Raw genomic sequence first — 14,529 nt, 5'->3', positions numbered from 1 at the left:
GCTTAGCACTAGCTACCAATGACGCCAACTCCTTCCCCGGGCCTGTACCGCCCGGAGTTTGAGCATGACGCCTGTGGGACGGGATTCATCGCGTACCTGAACGGGCAGAAGTCGCACCAGATCATCAGCGACGCGCTAACCATGCTCGAAAACATGGAGCACCGCGGCGCCTGCGGCTGCGACTCGGATTCCGGCGACGGCGCCGGACTGCTGCTCCAGCTCCCCCACTGGTTTCTGCTCGAAGAATGTACCGCCCTGAGCATCCGCCTGCCCGAGCCCGGCGGCTACGGCGTGGGCATGTTGTTTTTGCCCAAGGACGCGGCCGCGCAAACGGCCTGCCGCCAGGTCATCAACGCGGCTGGTAAGCAGCTGGGGCTGCCCATTCTCGGGTATCGACCCGTGCCCACGAATCCCGCCGGCATCGGCCCGACGGCCCTGGCGGCCGAGCCCTATGTGGAGCAGGTATTCGTGTTGCGGCCGCCGGGGCTGGCTACGGCCGAGGACTTCGAGCGGAAGCTGTACGTGCTGCGCCGCTTCATCACCAAGACGGTGGCCGAAACGGTGCCCGCTGCGGCGGATGATTTTTACTTCGCTTCGCTGTCGAGCCAGACGATAGTATACAAGGGGCAGCTGACGACTTACCAGGTGCGCGGCTACTTCCCCGATTTGTCGGATGAGCGGGTCACGTCGGCGTTTGGGATGGTGCATTCGCGCTTCTCGACCAACACGATGCCGTCGTGGAAGCTGGCTCAGCCCTTCCGGCATCTGGCGCACAACGGCGAAATCAACACGCTGCGGGGCAATTTGAACTGGTTTTACGCCGGGGTGCGCTCCTACGTGTCGCCGTACTTCACGCGGGAGGAAATGGACATGCTGCTGCCGGTTATCGACAGCCAGCAGTCGGACTCGGCCTGCCTCGACAACATCGTGGAGGTGCTGCTGCACTCGGGCCGCCCGCTGCCGCACGTGCTGATGATGCTGGTGCCTGAGGCCTGGGACGGCAACGAGCAGATGGACCCGCTGAAAAAGGCCTTCTACGAGTTCCACGCCACCTTTATGGAGCCCTGGGACGGTCCGGCCGCCCTGCTGTTCACCGACGGCCACCTGCTCGGCGCCATGCTCGACCGCAACGGCCTGCGCCCTTTGCGCTACACCCTCACCGACGACGGCCGGGTGCTTGTGGCCTCCGAAACCGGCGTGCTGCCCATCGACGAAGCTACCATCACGAAGAAAGGCCGCCTGCAGCCAGGCAAGATGCTGCTCATCGACACGCGGGCCGGCCAGATTATCACCGACGAGGAGCTGAAGGCGCAGGCGGCCCGGCAGCAGCCGTACGGGCAGTGGCTGGCGGAGTACCAGATCCGGCTGGAGGAGCTGCCCGAGCCCCGGCAGGTGTTTACGGACCTGGCGGCCGACGCGGTGTTCAAGTACCACCAGGTATTCGGCTACACCCGCGAGGACATTGACACGCTGATTACGCCGATGGCCCTGGAGGGCAAGGAGCCCATCGGCTCCATGGGCGTGGACGTGCCGCTGGCGGTGCTGTCGGACCAGCCGCAGCACCTGTCGAGCTACTTCAAGCAGTTCTTCGCCCAGGTGACCAACCCGCCCATCGACCCCATTCGGGAGCGGCTGGTGATGAGCCTGGCCACCTTTATCGGCAACAACGGCAACATCCTGGACGAGGACAAGATGCACTGCCACTGCGTAGCCCTGCGCCAGCCGGTGCTGAACAACCACGAGCTGGAAAAGCTGCGTAGCATCGACACGGGCCTGTTCAACGCCAAGACCCTGCAGACCTACTTCAAGGCCGACGGGCAGCCCGGCGCCCTGGCCGACGGCCTGGCCCGCCTCTGCCGCTACGCCGAGGACGCGGTGCGCGACGGCTTCGAGGTGCTCATCCTCTCCGACCGCGCCGTGGACTCCAAGCACGCCCCGATTCCGTCCTTGCTGGCCGTGTCGGCGGTGCACCACCACCTGATCCGGCTGGGCGTGCGCGCTTCGGTGGGCCTGGTGGTGGAGGCCGGCGACGTGTGGGAAGTGCACCACTTCGCCTGTTTGCTGGCTTTCGGGGCTACGGCCATCAATCCGTACCTGGCCTTGTCGACGGTGCAGACCATGCACGCAGGCGGGCAGCTGCGCACCAGCCTCGACGCCGATAAGCTGCGGCAGAACTACATCAAGGCCGTGTGCGACGGGCTGCTGAAGATTTTCTCGAAGATGGGCATCAGCACCCTGCAGTCGTACCAGGGCGCGCAGGTGTTTGAAATCCTGGGCCTCAACCAAGCCGTGGTCGACCGGTATTTCACCGGGGCCGTGACGCGCATCGGCGGGCTGGGGCTGGACGAAATTGCGCGGGAGACGCTCTACAAGCAGTTTCAGGGCTTCAAGGCCTCCTCGGCGGAGGAGCAGCCGCTGCTGCCGGAGGGCGGGGTGTACCAGTGGCGGCGGCGCGGGGAGGCGCACATGTTCAACCCCGAAACCGTGCACCTGCTGCAGCACGCCACCCGCACCAACGACTACGCGGTGTACCGGCGCTACGCCCGCCTCGTCAACGAGCAGGCGGAGCGGCTGTTCACGTTGCGCGGGCTGCTGGATTTTGCCCGGCACCGGCCCGCCATTCCGCTGGTGGAAGTGGAACCGGCCGAAAGCATCATGCGGCGCTTTGCCACCGGGGCCATGTCGTTCGGCTCCATCTCGCACGAGGCGCACAGCACCCTGGCCATTGCCATGAACCGCATCGGCGGCAAGAGCAACACCGGGGAGGGCGGCGAGGACCCCATGCGCTACGAGCAGCTGCCAGGCGGCGACTCCATGCGCTCGGCCATCAAGCAGGTGGCCTCGGCCCGCTTCGGCGTCACGGCCCAGTACCTGACCAACGCCGACGAGCTGCAAATCAAGATGGCCCAGGGTGCCAAGCCGGGCGAAGGCGGCCAATTGCCGGGCCACAAGGTGGACGAGTGGATTGCCCGGGTGCGCCACGCCACGCCCGGCGTCGGGCTCATCTCGCCCCCGCCCCACCACGACATCTACTCCATCGAGGACCTGGCCCAGCTCATTTTCGACCTCAAAAACGCCAACCGCGCCGCCCGCATCAGCGTGAAGCTGGTGTCGAAGGCCGGGGTGGGCACTATTGCCGCCGGGGTAGCCAAGGCCCACGCCGACGTCATCCTCATTGCCGGCTACGACGGCGGCACCGGCGCCTCGCCCATCTCCTCCATCAAGCACGCCGGCCTGCCCTGGGAGCTGGGCCTGGCCGAAGCCCACCAGACCCTGGTGCGCAACCAGCTGCGCACCAGGGTGGTGCTGCAGGCCGACGGGCAGGTGAAAACCGGCCGCGACCTGGCCGTGGCGGCGTTGCTGGGGGCCGAAGAGTGGGGCGTAGCCACGGCCGCCCTCATTGCCGGCGGCTGCATCCTGATGCGCAAGTGCCACCTGAACACCTGCCCGGTGGGCGTGGCGACGCAGGACCCGGAGCTGCGCAAGCTGATCACCGGCCAGCCCGAGCACATTGTCAACCTGTTCCGCTTCCTCGCGGAGGAACTGCGCGAAATCATGGCCGAGTTGGGCTTCCGCACCGTGGAGGAAATGGTGGGCCGGCCGCAGTTTCTGAAAGTGCGTGAGGACCTCACGCACTGGAAAGCCCGCACCCTGGACCTGACCGACCTGCTGCAGCCCGTGCCCAATCCCTCGGGCGGCACCCTGCACCAGAGCGAGGCCCAGGACCACGGCCTCAGCGGCATCCTCGACTGGCAGCTGCTGCACCACGCCGAGCCGGCTCTGCACGAGCGGGTTCCGGTCTTTGCCAGCTTCGACGTGCACAACACTGACCGCACCATCGGCACCCTGCTCAGCAACGAGGTGACTAAGCGCTACCAGGGTGCCGGGCTGCCCGCGGGCACCATCAACTACACCTTCCGCGGCTCGGCGGGGCAAAGCTTCGGGGCGTTCTGCGCCAAGGGCCTCGCGTTCAAGCTCGAAGGCGAGGCCAACGACTACGTGGGCAAGGGCCTGAGCGGGGCGCAGCTGGTCATCGGTCCGCCGCCCGGGGCGCGCTACGTGCCCGAGCAGAACATCATCATCGGCAACGTGGCCCTGTACGGCGCTACCAGCGGGGAGCTGTTCGTGCGCGGGCAGGCCGGGGAGCGGTTTGCGGTGCGCAACTCCGGCGCCACGACCGTAGTGGAGGGCGTGGGGGACCACGGCTGCGAGTACATGACCGGGGGCCGGGCCCTCATCCTGGGCCGCACCGGCCGCAACTTCGCCGCTGGCATGAGCGGGGGCCTGGCCTGGGTGTACGACCCGGACGGCGCCTTCCCGCCGAACTGCAACCGGGAAATGGTGGAGCTGGACCCGCTCGACACCGACGACGAAGACCAGATCCGCCAACTCCTGCACCGCCACCAGCAGCTCACCGGCTCCCGCCTGGCCGCCTTCCTGCTCGACAACTGGCCGGAGGAAGCCGGGCGCTTCGTGAAGGTGTTTCCCTCGGAGTACAAAAAGGTGCTGCAGGCGGCCCGGTTCGAGCCGGCCGAGCGGTAGGCCTGTGCGCCTCACCCCCCGGCCCCCTCTCCGAAAAAGGGAAATGCGCATCAAACATTTCTTCGGGGGAGCCCCGCGTCAGCAACGATGCGGTTCTGCACCCGCAGCAAATCCAGATCGGGGTTACGAGCGGATTCGCACCAGTCAAAATCATTCAACAACGACAACAAACCAGCCTCCCAAGTCGTCAGGCTCCCCCTCTCCTTTTCGGAGAGGGGGCCGGGGGTGAGGCGCACACGAGGCGACCCTATGGCACACATCACCGGTTTCAAGGACTACGAGCGGCAGCTGCCCCCGAAGGCGGCCCCGCAGGAGCGCGTGCAACACAACCAGGAGTTTGTAGGCCGCTACGAGGAAGCGCAGCTGACCACGCAGGCGGCCCGCTGCATGAACTGCGGTATCCCGTTCTGCCACTCGGGCTGCCCGCTGGGCAACATCATCCCCGAGTTCAACGAGGCCGTGCACCGGCAGGACTGGGAGCAGGCCTACCAGATTCTCACGTCGACCAACAACTTCCCCGAGTTTACCGGCCGCATCTGCCCCGCGCCCTGCGAGGCGGCCTGCGTGCTGAGCATCAACCGCGCGCCGGTGGCCATCGAGGAAATCGAGAAGCACATCATCGAGCTGGCCTTCGCCAAGGGCTACGTGCAACCCACGGCGCCAGTGCTCAAGTCGGGCAAGACGGTGGCGGTGGTGGGCTCGGGGCCGGCCGGGCTGGCGGCGGTGGTGGGCTCGGGGCCGGCCGGGCTGGCGGCGGCGGCCCAGCTCAGCAAGGCCGGGCACGCGGTTACGGTGTTTGAGCGCGACGAGCGGCCCGGCGGGCTGCTGCGCTACGGCGTGCCCGATTTCAAGCTCGAAAAATGGGTTATCGACCGCCGCATTGAGCTGCTGGCGCAGGACGGCGTGCAGTTCCGCTGCGGCGTGGAAATCGGCCGCGACCTGCCCGCTGAGCAGCTGCTACGCGACTTCGACGCGGTGGTGCTGGCCGGCGGCGCCCTGCAGCCGCGGGATTTGCCGCTGCCCGGCCGGGAGCTGCGGGGTATCCACCTGGCCATGCCCTACCTCACCCAGCACAACCGCCGCGTGGCGGGCCTGCCCGTCGGGGGCGAAGAGCTGCACTTCACCGGCGAAGACGTGGTGGTCATCGGCAGCGGCGACACGGGCTCCGACTGCGTGGGCACGGCCAACCGGCAGCAGGCCCGCTCCGTGACGCAGTTTGCCCAGATGAACGAGCCCGCCGCCGAGCGGCCCGCCCACACGCCCTGGCCGCTGGAGCCGGCCATTTTCCGCAGCAGCACCTCGCACGAGGAAGGCTGCCAGCGCTACTGGGGCATCAAAACCAAGGCCTTTCTGGGCGACGAGCACGGTCGGGTGCGCGCCCTGCTGGTTTCCGACATCACCTGGGACACCGACGTGCTGGGCCGCCGCCTGGGCTACGAGGAAATCGAGGGCTCGGAGCGCGAAATTCCGGCCCAGCGGGTGCTGCTGGCCCTAGGCTTCACCGGCCCCGAGCCGGGCGGCCTGCTCGAGCAGCTTGGGGTAACGCTGGATGAGCGCGGCAACGTGCGGGCCGCCGAGCAGGACTATCAGACCAGCGTGGCCCGGGTGTTCGTGGCCGGCGACATGCGCCGCGGGCAGTCCTTGGTGGTCTGGGCCATTTCGGAAGGCCGCGAAGCCGCCCGGCAGGTCGACCAGTTTCTGATGGGCAAAACCGTGCTGCCCAGCAAGAACGCGGTGGGCATGTGGGCGTGAAGCGGCTGCTTGTGGTGCCGGGCAGGCTGAGCGGGCACCCTGTCGTGCGGTATTCTTCGATGACCCAGAACACCTACCGCACAAGTTCAGCTACAGGAGCAATCCGCCCCCGCCCGGGCAACGGCGGGCCCTTATTTTGAATCTAATTCGGCGGCACCGGGCTTCGGCTTTGGTGCCGCTTCGCTTATCGTCGCATCTTTGGCCGCCAATTGCTTTGTTAATGCCCGCTGGCTTCCGCTTATTCATGTTGCTTACGCTGCTCACGCTGGCGGCTTCTTCGGCCCGGGCCCAAGGCCAGTCGGAACCGCCGTCCGCCGCCCCGGCACCGCCCACCCAGCAGGTCATGACGCTGCGCGTGACCCTGCCCACGGCCGTGGGCTACGCCATGCGGCTGCTTAGCAAGGACGACCAGCCCGCCGGCGCGGCCGAAAAGAAGAGCCCGCGCACCAGCAATCCGGTGCTGGTCTTCACCCTGCCGCTGCCCCAGCTGCTGTCGGGCAAAAAGGCCGCGCCCGACGCCCCCAAGAAAGACTAACTTCCCTCCTGCCCCAGCCCGGCCGTTATGGATTTCAACACCTCCCTGATTCTGCCCATCCTGATAGCCCTGTGGGTGGTGCGCATGCTGCGTCAGTTTCTGAGCCTGCCCCTGCGCGCCCCCCGGCTCAGTCGCCAGCTCGACTGGATTTGGGTGCCCGGGGCGGCTTTGCTGGCGTTGTCGTTTTTCCTGAAGTCCGATTTGTTTGACGAGGCCTACCTAGTCTTCGTGCTGAGCGTCATCGGGCTGGTGCTGCTGCGCACGCAGGACTACCGCCCGGCCCGCACGCTGCTGCTGGGCCTGGCGCCCTACGCCCTGTACTCGCTCATCGAGCTGCTGGTGGCCTTGGTGGGCAAAACCCTGCTCAAGAGCTACGACGAGGTTTTCGATACCTCCCAGGGCTTCGCCGTCATCTGGCTGTTCACCTTCGGCCTCATTGCCCGCAACCAGAAAAAGCACCTGGAGCAGGAGCGGCTGGAGCGCGAGCGGGAAATCGAGGACAAGCGCCGCATCGAGGCCGAAAACAGCCAGCTGGAGCGCATGGTGGCCGAGCGCACCGCCACCCTCACCCGGCAGGCCCAGGAGTTGCAGCACACCCTCGACGAGCTGAAAACCACCCAGGACCAGCTGATTCAGAGCGAGAAAATGGCCTCGCTGGGGGAGCTGACGGCCGGTATTGCCCACGAAATCCAGAACCCGCTGAACTTCGTGACGAACTTCTCCGACGTGTCGGCCGAACTGGTGCAGGAGCTGCTGGAGGAGCAGCAGCGCCCCGACCGCGACCCGGACCTGGAGGCCGAGCTGCTCAACGACCTCAAGCAGAACCTGGAGAAGATTCACCACCACGGGCAGCGGGCCGCCAGCATCGTGCGCGGCATGCTGGAGCACTCCCGGCAGAGCACCGGCGAGCGGCAGGCCACCGACCTGAACAACCTCGCCGACGAGTACCTGCGCCTGGCCTACCACGGCCTGCGGGCCAAAAACAAGGCCTTCAACGCCACCATCAACACCTTCTTCGACCCGGCCGTGGGCAGCATTCAGGCCGTGGGCCAGGACCTGGGCCGGGTGCTACTGAACCTGTTCACCAACGCCTTTTACGCCGTGCAGAAGCGCCAGGAAGCCCAGGGCGCCGGCTTCGTGCCCACCGTGAGCGTGGTCACGCGCCGCACCGGGGCGGGCGACGTCGAAATCCGGGTGAAGGACAACGGCACGGGCATTCCGGAGGAGGTGCAGCAGAAGATCTTCCAGCCCTTCTTCACCACCAAGCCCACCGGCGAAGGCACCGGCCTGGGCCTCTCGCTCAGCTACGACATCGTCACGAAAGGCCACAGCGGCACCATCGAGGTGGAAAGCACCGAGGGCCAGGGCACCGAGTTTATCGTCACGCTGCCGGGGTAGCGCGAACTTTTAGTTCGCGTATCGTTGCTGATGTCTGAGGGCTCATATCCAACAATGCCGTTGCAGAAAACGCGAACTAAAAGTTCGCGCTACATTGAATTGCCCTAGCTTTGCTTACGATGAAAATACTGGTGGTCGACGACGAGCAGGACGTGCGGACGCTGTTTGAGCAGCGGTTCCGGCGCGAAATCCGCAGCGGGCAGTTCACGTTTTCCTTTGCCTACTCCGGCGAGGAGGCCCTGGAATACCTGCATGCCCACGCCTCCGAAGTGGTGCTGATTCTCAGCGACATCAACATGCCCGGCATGAGCGGGCTGGAGCTGCTGCGCCACATCCGCGAGGAATACCCGGCCCCGCCACCCCCGCAGGTGATGATGATTACGGCCTACGGCGACCAGGCCAGCCACGACCAGGCCCTGCGCCTCGGGGCCGATGACTTCCTGACCAAACCCGTCGACTTCGCCGCCCTCAAGGCCAAGCTGGCCGCTATGGAAACGCATGAAAACTAAGATTCTGGTCGTCGACGACGAGGCGGACCTGGAGCTGCTCATCAAGCAGAAGTTCCGGCGCAAAATCCGCGAAAACGTCTACGAGTTCATCTTCGCCGCCAACGGGCAGGAAGCCCTCCAGGCCCTCAGCCAGCACCCCGATACCGATATTATCCTCTCCGACATCAACATGCCGGTGATGGACGGCCTCACGCTGCTCACGAAGCTGCAGGAGGCCAACCCGGTGGTCAAGACGGTGATGGTGTCGGCCTACGGCGACATGCAGAATATCCGCACGGCCATGAACCGCGGCGCCTTCGACTTCGTGACCAAGCCGGTGGACTTCACCGACCTGGAAACCACCATGGACAAGACCGCCCAGCACGTGCAGCAGCTGCGCGACACGCTGCGCGCCATCCAGGAAAACAACATCCTGCGCATGTACGTCGACGAGACGGTGCTGAACGTGATGGCCCGGCCCGAGTTTGAGCACACGCTGATGGTGAGCGAGACGGTGCAGGCCAGCGTGGTGTTCATCGACATTTGCGGCTTCACCAGCCTCTCGGAGGTGCTGCCCGCGGCCGACATCGTGGGCATGCTCAACACGTACTTCGACCAGATGGTGAAGGAAATCATTGCCCAGGGCGGCCACGTCGACAAGTTCATGGGTGACGCCGTCATGGCCGTGTTCCGGGGCGAGTACCACCTCGACCGCGCCGTGGACGCGGCCCTGGCCGTGCGCACCGTGGTGCAGGCCAACGAGTACACCCTGCCCGACGGCAGCACGTACCAGCCGCAGGTGAGCATCGGGGTGAATACCGGCGAAATGGTGTCGGGCAACATCGGCTCGGCCTCGCTCAAGCGCCTGGATTACACCGTCATCGGCGACACGGTGAACGTGAGCCAGCGCCTGCAGTCGGTGGCCCAGCCCGGGCAGGTCATCATCACCGAATCCACCTACGAGCTGGTGAAGGAGTCGTTCCAGTGCCGCCCGCTACGGGAAGTGACGCTGAAGAACAAGACCCAGCCGGTGATGATTTACGAGGTGGTGGCGTAGGGGCCTCACCCCCCGGCCCCCTCTCCCGTGGAGAGGGGGAGCCTGGCGTCAGCAACATCAGCAGGCGGTGCGGGTCTGCTCCACTAGCGCTACGCAGCCCCGCCGCATACGTCATCATTTCAAGCAGTTAATAAACCTACTCCGGCGTGTTCGGAAATACGAAGCGGGAGCCATGAGCCTGATGCTCATGGCTCCCGCTGTCGTTGCTGACGTCTGGCTCCCCCTCTCCACGGGAGAGGGGGCCGGGGGGTGAGGCCCCTACGCCACCGACTTCTCGTTCTGGCGGCGCAGGCGCTGGCAGAGCACGCGCAGGATGTTGCGCAGCACCTCGGGGCGCTCCTCCATCACGTCGTAGAAGTCGTCCTGGTCGAGGCGGAAGGCCAGCACGGGAGCCTGGGTGACGGCCGAGGCGGAGCGGGGCTCGGCGTCGAGCAAGGCCAGCTCGCCGAAAAAGTCGCCGGGGCCGAAGGTGGCCAGCTGCTGCGGGCCGGAGAAGATGCCCACCTCCCCTGTTTGCACGATGAACAGGGAGGTGCCCAGGTCGCCCTTGGCGAAAATCTGCTCCCCGGCCGGGAAGCTGACTTCCTTCATGATGGGCACGATGCTGCTGAGCACGTTTTCGGGGGTGGCGGCGAACAGGGCGGTGTGCTTGAGCAGGGCCACCCGCTCGGCGGCGGAAATGCGGGATTCGGGCGCGGAATGGCTCATAAAAACGGTATCGAGGGTGGGCTGGTGGGCCCGCAGCTGCTGGTACAGCTCCGGCTGCTCCTGGCGCAGACGTTGGGCCAAGGCTTCGGCCGCCTCGCGCACCAGCGGGCTGGCGCTGTCGAGGCGGGCGCGCAGGGCGGCGGCGTCGGCCAGGGCGGCGGTGGGCTGCCAGAGGTGCAGGGCGTGGGCAATGGTCCAGTCGGTGAAGGCAGTTTCGCCGCGGCGCACCACGGTGGGCACGATGTCGGCCAGGGGCTCGTCGTAGGTCAGCAGCCGCTCGAAGGTGCGCAGGCGGGCCGGGGCCGGCGCCACTTCCAGCAGGGCCTGCAGGGCCTGGTACACGGGCTGCGGAATGAGGTTGTCGAGGATTTCGAGGGCGTTGGCCTGCCGCTCGCGGGCGGCCTGGGCCACGCCGCGCTGGGCATCGGCAATGAGCTGGGGCGGGTAGAGCTGCCCGAGCAGGCCAAACAGGCGCTGCTGCACCCGCTGCAGCTCGTACTCCAGGCTGAGGGCCAGCGGCTCGGCCGCTGCCAGCTCGGTGAGGCCGGTGAGCAGGTGGCGGGCCAGCGTCAGCTCCTCCTGCACCAGGGCCTCGAACACGGGCGCCTCGGCGGGCTGGGGCGGGTAGCCACGCAGGGCGCGCAGGGCGGCTTCGCGCCGGAACAGGTTGGGCTGCCAGGCCAGCGTGACCAGGGCCTGGTGGCTGGCCGTGAGCGGCAGGCGGGCGCAGAGCAGGGCCACGCGGCGCACCAGCGCGTCGTCGGCCTCGGGGCTTTCCAGGGTTTCGGCCAGGGCGGCGGCGGCTTCGGGGCCGCGCTGCAGCAGGGCCTGGGTGGCGGCCGGGCGGGTGGTTTTGTCGCGCAGGGCGGCAATGAGCTGGCTGGTTTCGGCCGGCGCGAAGTCGGCCGGGTCGAAGGCGGGGGCGGCGCTGCCGCCCTCTTCGGCCGCGGCCCAGCGCAGGGCAGTGGCCGGGTCGGGGCCGGTGGAAAAGCGGCGGCTCAGGGCGTGCTGCAGCTCGGCCAGGTAGCCGGCGTGGGTGCGGTGCAGAAAGTACCAGGCCAGCAACACGAACAGGCTCATCCAGACGAACGGCGCCCAAGCCGACGCGGCGGGCAGCCGGGGCCCGAGCAGCAGCAGCAACCCGCCCAGGCCCAGGCCCAGCGGCTCGTACACGCCCTTGGCCAGGGTGTGGGCCTGCAGCCGCTCGGGCGGCGAGAGAGGCTGAAACAGGGTCAGAAACAGCGGGTCGAACAGGGCGCGGCGCAGCACTTCCAGCGTCACGAACACCCCGCAGAAGTAGAGCAGCCGGGTGCCTTCGGACACCCCGGCGTACCACAGTCCGCCGGCCAGCAGCATGGCCGCGGCCAGCACCCCGGGCAGCAAGACCAGCATGCGGCGCACGCCCACCTGGTCGGTGGCGGCGCGCGAGAAGAGCAGCTTGAAGAGCAGCGCCAGCAAGTACGCGGCCACCAGCACCAGGCCCACGTACTGCATCACCAGGGCCTGGTCGTGGAAGCGGTGCTTGACGTTGACGAAGAAGGAGTACTCGATGCCGGCCGTGACGGCTGCAATGCAGAGCATGCTCAGGCACATCGTCAGCACCAGGCGGCTGCTGCCGAACCAGCGCTGCAGGGCCGGGGCCACGGCCTGGGCCCGGGCGGCGCGGGCCGCCTCGCGCACTTCCACCGCGTGCTGGCGGCCGGTGGTGCGCAGCACCAGCAGCGCCCCGAGGTAGGCCCCGAAGGCGGTGAGCAGCAGCCAGAGCAGGTCGGAGTGGTGGTGAATGAGGATGGCCAGCACCGCGCCCAGGGCCTTGGCGGGCATGTCGCCGGAGCTGATGACCCCGAACAGCCGCCGGCCCTGGCGCACATCGAACACCACGGCCGACACGCCCCAGAATTCTAGGTTGGTGAGCAGGTAAATGACGCGGTAACCGGCCATAATGGCCACGGCCGTGGCCGCCGAGTGGCCCCAGGCTACCAGCGCGGCCAGCACGCCCGTGAGCACCAGCGCGGCCAGCAGCACCCGCACGGCTACGCGCTGCAAACCCAGGTGGTGCTCGTAGCGGCTGTACACCTTGCCGGCCCCGATCATGGCGGCGGCGGCGGCCAGGTAAGCCAGGGGCAGGTTCTGCTCGGGGTGGTTTTCGAGCAGGATAACGTTGGCCGACACGTACACCAGGATGGTGCCGATGCCCAGCAGGAAGTTGTGCAGGAAGAACAAGCCCACCGTGCGCCCTTCCTCGGCGCGGATGCCCAGCAGCTGCCGCCAGCGTGCGAGTAGTGTCATTCCGAATGCGTGATACGGACGGTCGGCCGCCCCTGATTTGAAACTGCAAGATAGTGCCCGGCGCGGCCCAACCCGGATTTTTCCGGTAATTAGCCCCGCTTACCGCCCGCTCCCGATGGATTGCCCCCGCGCCGAAGCCTACGTGCTCGACCAGCTCCACCAGCTGCCCGCCGCCCTCTACTACCACGGCCGGCACCACACCATCGACGTGGTAGCCGCCGCCCGCACCCTGGCCGCGGCCGAGGGCCTGACGGACCCGCAGCAGCTGGCCCTGCTCGGCACCGCCGCCCACTACCACGACGCTGGCTTCCTCACCGCCTACCAGGGCCACGAAGCCGCCGGCTGCCAGCTGGCCCAGCAGGTGCTGCCCGGCTTCGGCTTCTCCGCGGCCCACATCGAGCTGATCTGCCGGCTTATTATGGCCACGCAGATGCCCCAGACGCCCGGCACCGAGCCGCTGGCCCGCCTGCTCTGCGACGCCGACCTGGACTACCTCGGCCGCCCCGACTACTGGCCCGTCAGTGACACGCTGCGCCGGGAGCTGGCCGCCCGCGGGCAGCACTACGACGAGCGGGCCTGGCTGGAGCTGCAGGAGCAGTTTCTGAGCCAGCACCGCTACTGGACCGCCGCCGCCACCCGCCTGCGGGAGCCGCAGAAGCAGGCCCGCCTGGCCGAAGTCCGGGCCCGCCTGGCCGCGCTGACGACTGCCGGCTGAGCCGGGCCGGCCGGCAGCGGCCGGCCTTGTGGCCGTGGGCTGGAACTGCGCGGCCCGCACCAGCTGTACTGTTATTTTTGTGGTTGCGCCGTATGTGCTGCCACTTGTCCGCTGCTGTTTCGCCCATGTCCGTCCTGCTCGCCCACCCTTTTCTGCACGTTCACCTGCACCCCGGCCCGGTTCCGGTGCTCGAAACCGAGTGGCTCGGCTTTGCCGGCTCGGCCGATTTCCGGGCGGCCCTGACCCAGGCCGTGGACGCGGCCCGGCTGCACGGCGGGCGGGGCTGGGTGGCCGATGACCGCCGCCTCGGCCCGGTGCGCCCCGTGGATATGGACTGGGTGGCCGACTGGCTGCTGCCCACGCTCGACGCGCTGGGTATCCGCCGCTTCGCCCTGGTTGAGTCGGAAGAGTCGCTGAACCGCTTCCTGATCAACAACATGTACCAGACGGTTACCCCGGAGCTGCCCCAAATGGAGTTTCAGGCCTTTCCCAATCTGGCCGAAGCCCGCGCCTGGGCGGCGGAACAAGACCAGGAGCTAGAAGCTAGCAGCTAGTTCCCCTCCTCAGATGATTCCGCGCATCAAGCGGCGGGGGGCTAGATACTGTGATGGAAAGCAAGAAACAGGAGCAGTTTTTTACCTTGGGGCTCGTTTGAGGAGAGCCTGCGGGTTCATCCTGCGTAGCCCCGGCCCGTCACGCGGCCGGGGCTACTTCTTTTTCGGGGCGGAGCGGGCGCGCCGGGTGGTAGTGCGGGTCGTAGGGCCGGTCGTTTTTCCACAGCGAGTAGCACAGCAGCAAGAGCTTGCGCATGACGGCAATCACGCCCGGTTTGCCGCTGGGCTGGCGGGCGCGCAGCCGGGCGTAAAAGGCCATCTGCTGCGGGTTGTAGCGCAAGCTGCTGACCGCCGGCAGGTACAAGGCCTGGCGCAGGTGCACGTTGCCGCGGCGCGAGATGCGCGCGGCCCGGGCCGCGAGGCCGCTCTGGCGCTGCACCACGTCCAGGCCGGCGTACGAGGCCAGCTGCCGCTCGTTTTCGATCAGGGCG

The 14,529-nt window shown here is 67.4% G+C and carries 10 protein-coding genes; 8 read left to right on the top strand and 2 right to left on the bottom strand.

Annotated elements, in window-relative coordinates:
- Positions 1-18 precede the first annotated feature (18 nt).
- From gltB to EJV47_RS03385, 6 genes are all read left to right on the top strand, one after another.
- Complete coding sequence (gltB, locus tag EJV47_RS03410) at positions 19-4,542, top strand: glutamate synthase large subunit (RefSeq protein ID WP_126691747.1); 4,524 nt, start codon at positions 19-21, stop codon at positions 4,540-4,542.
- 249 nt (positions 4,543-4,791) lie between these two features.
- Positions 4,792-6,294: a glutamate synthase subunit beta gene (locus tag EJV47_RS03405; RefSeq protein ID WP_126691746.1), complete on the top strand. Its 1,503-nt coding sequence runs from the start codon at positions 4,792-4,794 to the stop codon at positions 6,292-6,294.
- A gap of 244 nt (positions 6,295-6,538) precedes the next feature.
- The gene (locus EJV47_RS03400; protein WP_126691745.1) at positions 6,539-6,829 is read left to right on the top strand and encodes a hypothetical protein; all 291 of its coding nucleotides are present in this window, start codon (positions 6,539-6,541) and stop codon (positions 6,827-6,829) included.
- A gap of 27 nt (positions 6,830-6,856) precedes the next feature.
- Entirely contained in the window at positions 6,857-8,227 is a 1,371-nt protein-coding gene (locus EJV47_RS03395) for an ATP-binding protein (protein ID WP_126691744.1), read from the top strand.
- Positions 8,228-8,346: 119 nt separating this feature from the next.
- Complete coding sequence (locus EJV47_RS03390; protein ID WP_126691743.1) at positions 8,347-8,736, top strand: response regulator; 390 nt, start codon at positions 8,347-8,349, stop codon at positions 8,734-8,736.
- Positions 8,726-9,772, top strand: a complete 1,047-nt coding sequence (locus tag EJV47_RS03385) for an adenylate/guanylate cyclase domain-containing protein (RefSeq protein ID WP_126691742.1) — start codon at positions 8,726-8,728, stop codon at positions 9,770-9,772. The genes EJV47_RS03390 and EJV47_RS03385 overlap by 11 nt, the downstream gene beginning before the upstream one ends.
- 258 nt (positions 9,773-10,030) lie before the next feature.
- Here EJV47_RS03385 and EJV47_RS03380 read toward each other — a convergent pair whose 3' ends face one another.
- Positions 10,031-12,769, bottom strand: a complete 2,739-nt coding sequence (locus EJV47_RS03380; protein ID WP_126691741.1) for a cyclic nucleotide-binding domain-containing protein — start codon at positions 12,767-12,769, stop codon at positions 10,031-10,033.
- Between the two features lie 115 nt (positions 12,770-12,884).
- Between EJV47_RS03380 and EJV47_RS03375 the strand changes: the two genes are divergently transcribed.
- Entirely contained in the window at positions 12,885-13,484 is a 600-nt protein-coding gene (locus EJV47_RS03375; RefSeq protein WP_126691740.1) for an HD domain-containing protein, read from the top strand.
- A gap of 125 nt (positions 13,485-13,609) precedes the next feature.
- Entirely contained in the window at positions 13,610-14,038 is a 429-nt protein-coding gene (locus EJV47_RS03370) for a hypothetical protein (RefSeq protein WP_126691739.1), read from the top strand.
- A 139-nt stretch (positions 14,039-14,177) separates the two neighbouring features.
- Here EJV47_RS03370 and EJV47_RS03365 read toward each other — a convergent pair.
- Positions 14,178-14,529: transposase (locus EJV47_RS03365; RefSeq protein WP_133372530.1), on the bottom strand; the 352-nt coding region annotated here is incomplete at its 5' end.

Source organism: Hymenobacter gummosus, assembly GCF_003970915.1.
Classification (GTDB): domain Bacteria; phylum Bacteroidota; class Bacteroidia; order Cytophagales; family Hymenobacteraceae; genus Solirubrum; species Solirubrum gummosum.
Note: the sequence above shows the minus strand (reverse complement) of the source record. Positions and strands in the feature narration are given on the sequence as shown.

Bases quoted from the DNA above. Each gene is read 5' to 3' on its own strand.
- gltB (WP_126691747.1), top strand. From the start codon at position 19: ATGACGCCAACTCCTTCCCCGGGCCTGTACCGCCCGGAGTTTGAGCAT.
- EJV47_RS03405 (WP_126691746.1), top strand. From the start codon at position 4,792: ATGGCACACATCACCGGTTTCAAGGACTACGAGCGGCAGCTGCCCCCG.
- EJV47_RS03400 (WP_126691745.1), top strand. From the start codon at position 6,539: ATGTTGCTTACGCTGCTCACGCTGGCGGCTTCTTCGGCCCGGGCCCAA.
- EJV47_RS03395 (WP_126691744.1), top strand. From the start codon at position 6,857: ATGGATTTCAACACCTCCCTGATTCTGCCCATCCTGATAGCCCTGTGG.
- EJV47_RS03390 (WP_126691743.1), top strand. From the start codon at position 8,347: ATGAAAATACTGGTGGTCGACGACGAGCAGGACGTGCGGACGCTGTTT.
- EJV47_RS03385 (WP_126691742.1), top strand. From the start codon at position 8,726: ATGAAAACTAAGATTCTGGTCGTCGACGACGAGGCGGACCTGGAGCTG.
- EJV47_RS03380 (WP_126691741.1), bottom strand. From the start codon at position 12,769: ATGACACTACTCGCACGCTGGCGGCAGCTGCTGGGCATCCGCGCCGAG.
- EJV47_RS03375 (WP_126691740.1), top strand. From the start codon at position 12,885: ATGGATTGCCCCCGCGCCGAAGCCTACGTGCTCGACCAGCTCCACCAG.
- EJV47_RS03370 (WP_126691739.1), top strand. From the start codon at position 13,610: ATGTCCGTCCTGCTCGCCCACCCTTTTCTGCACGTTCACCTGCACCCC.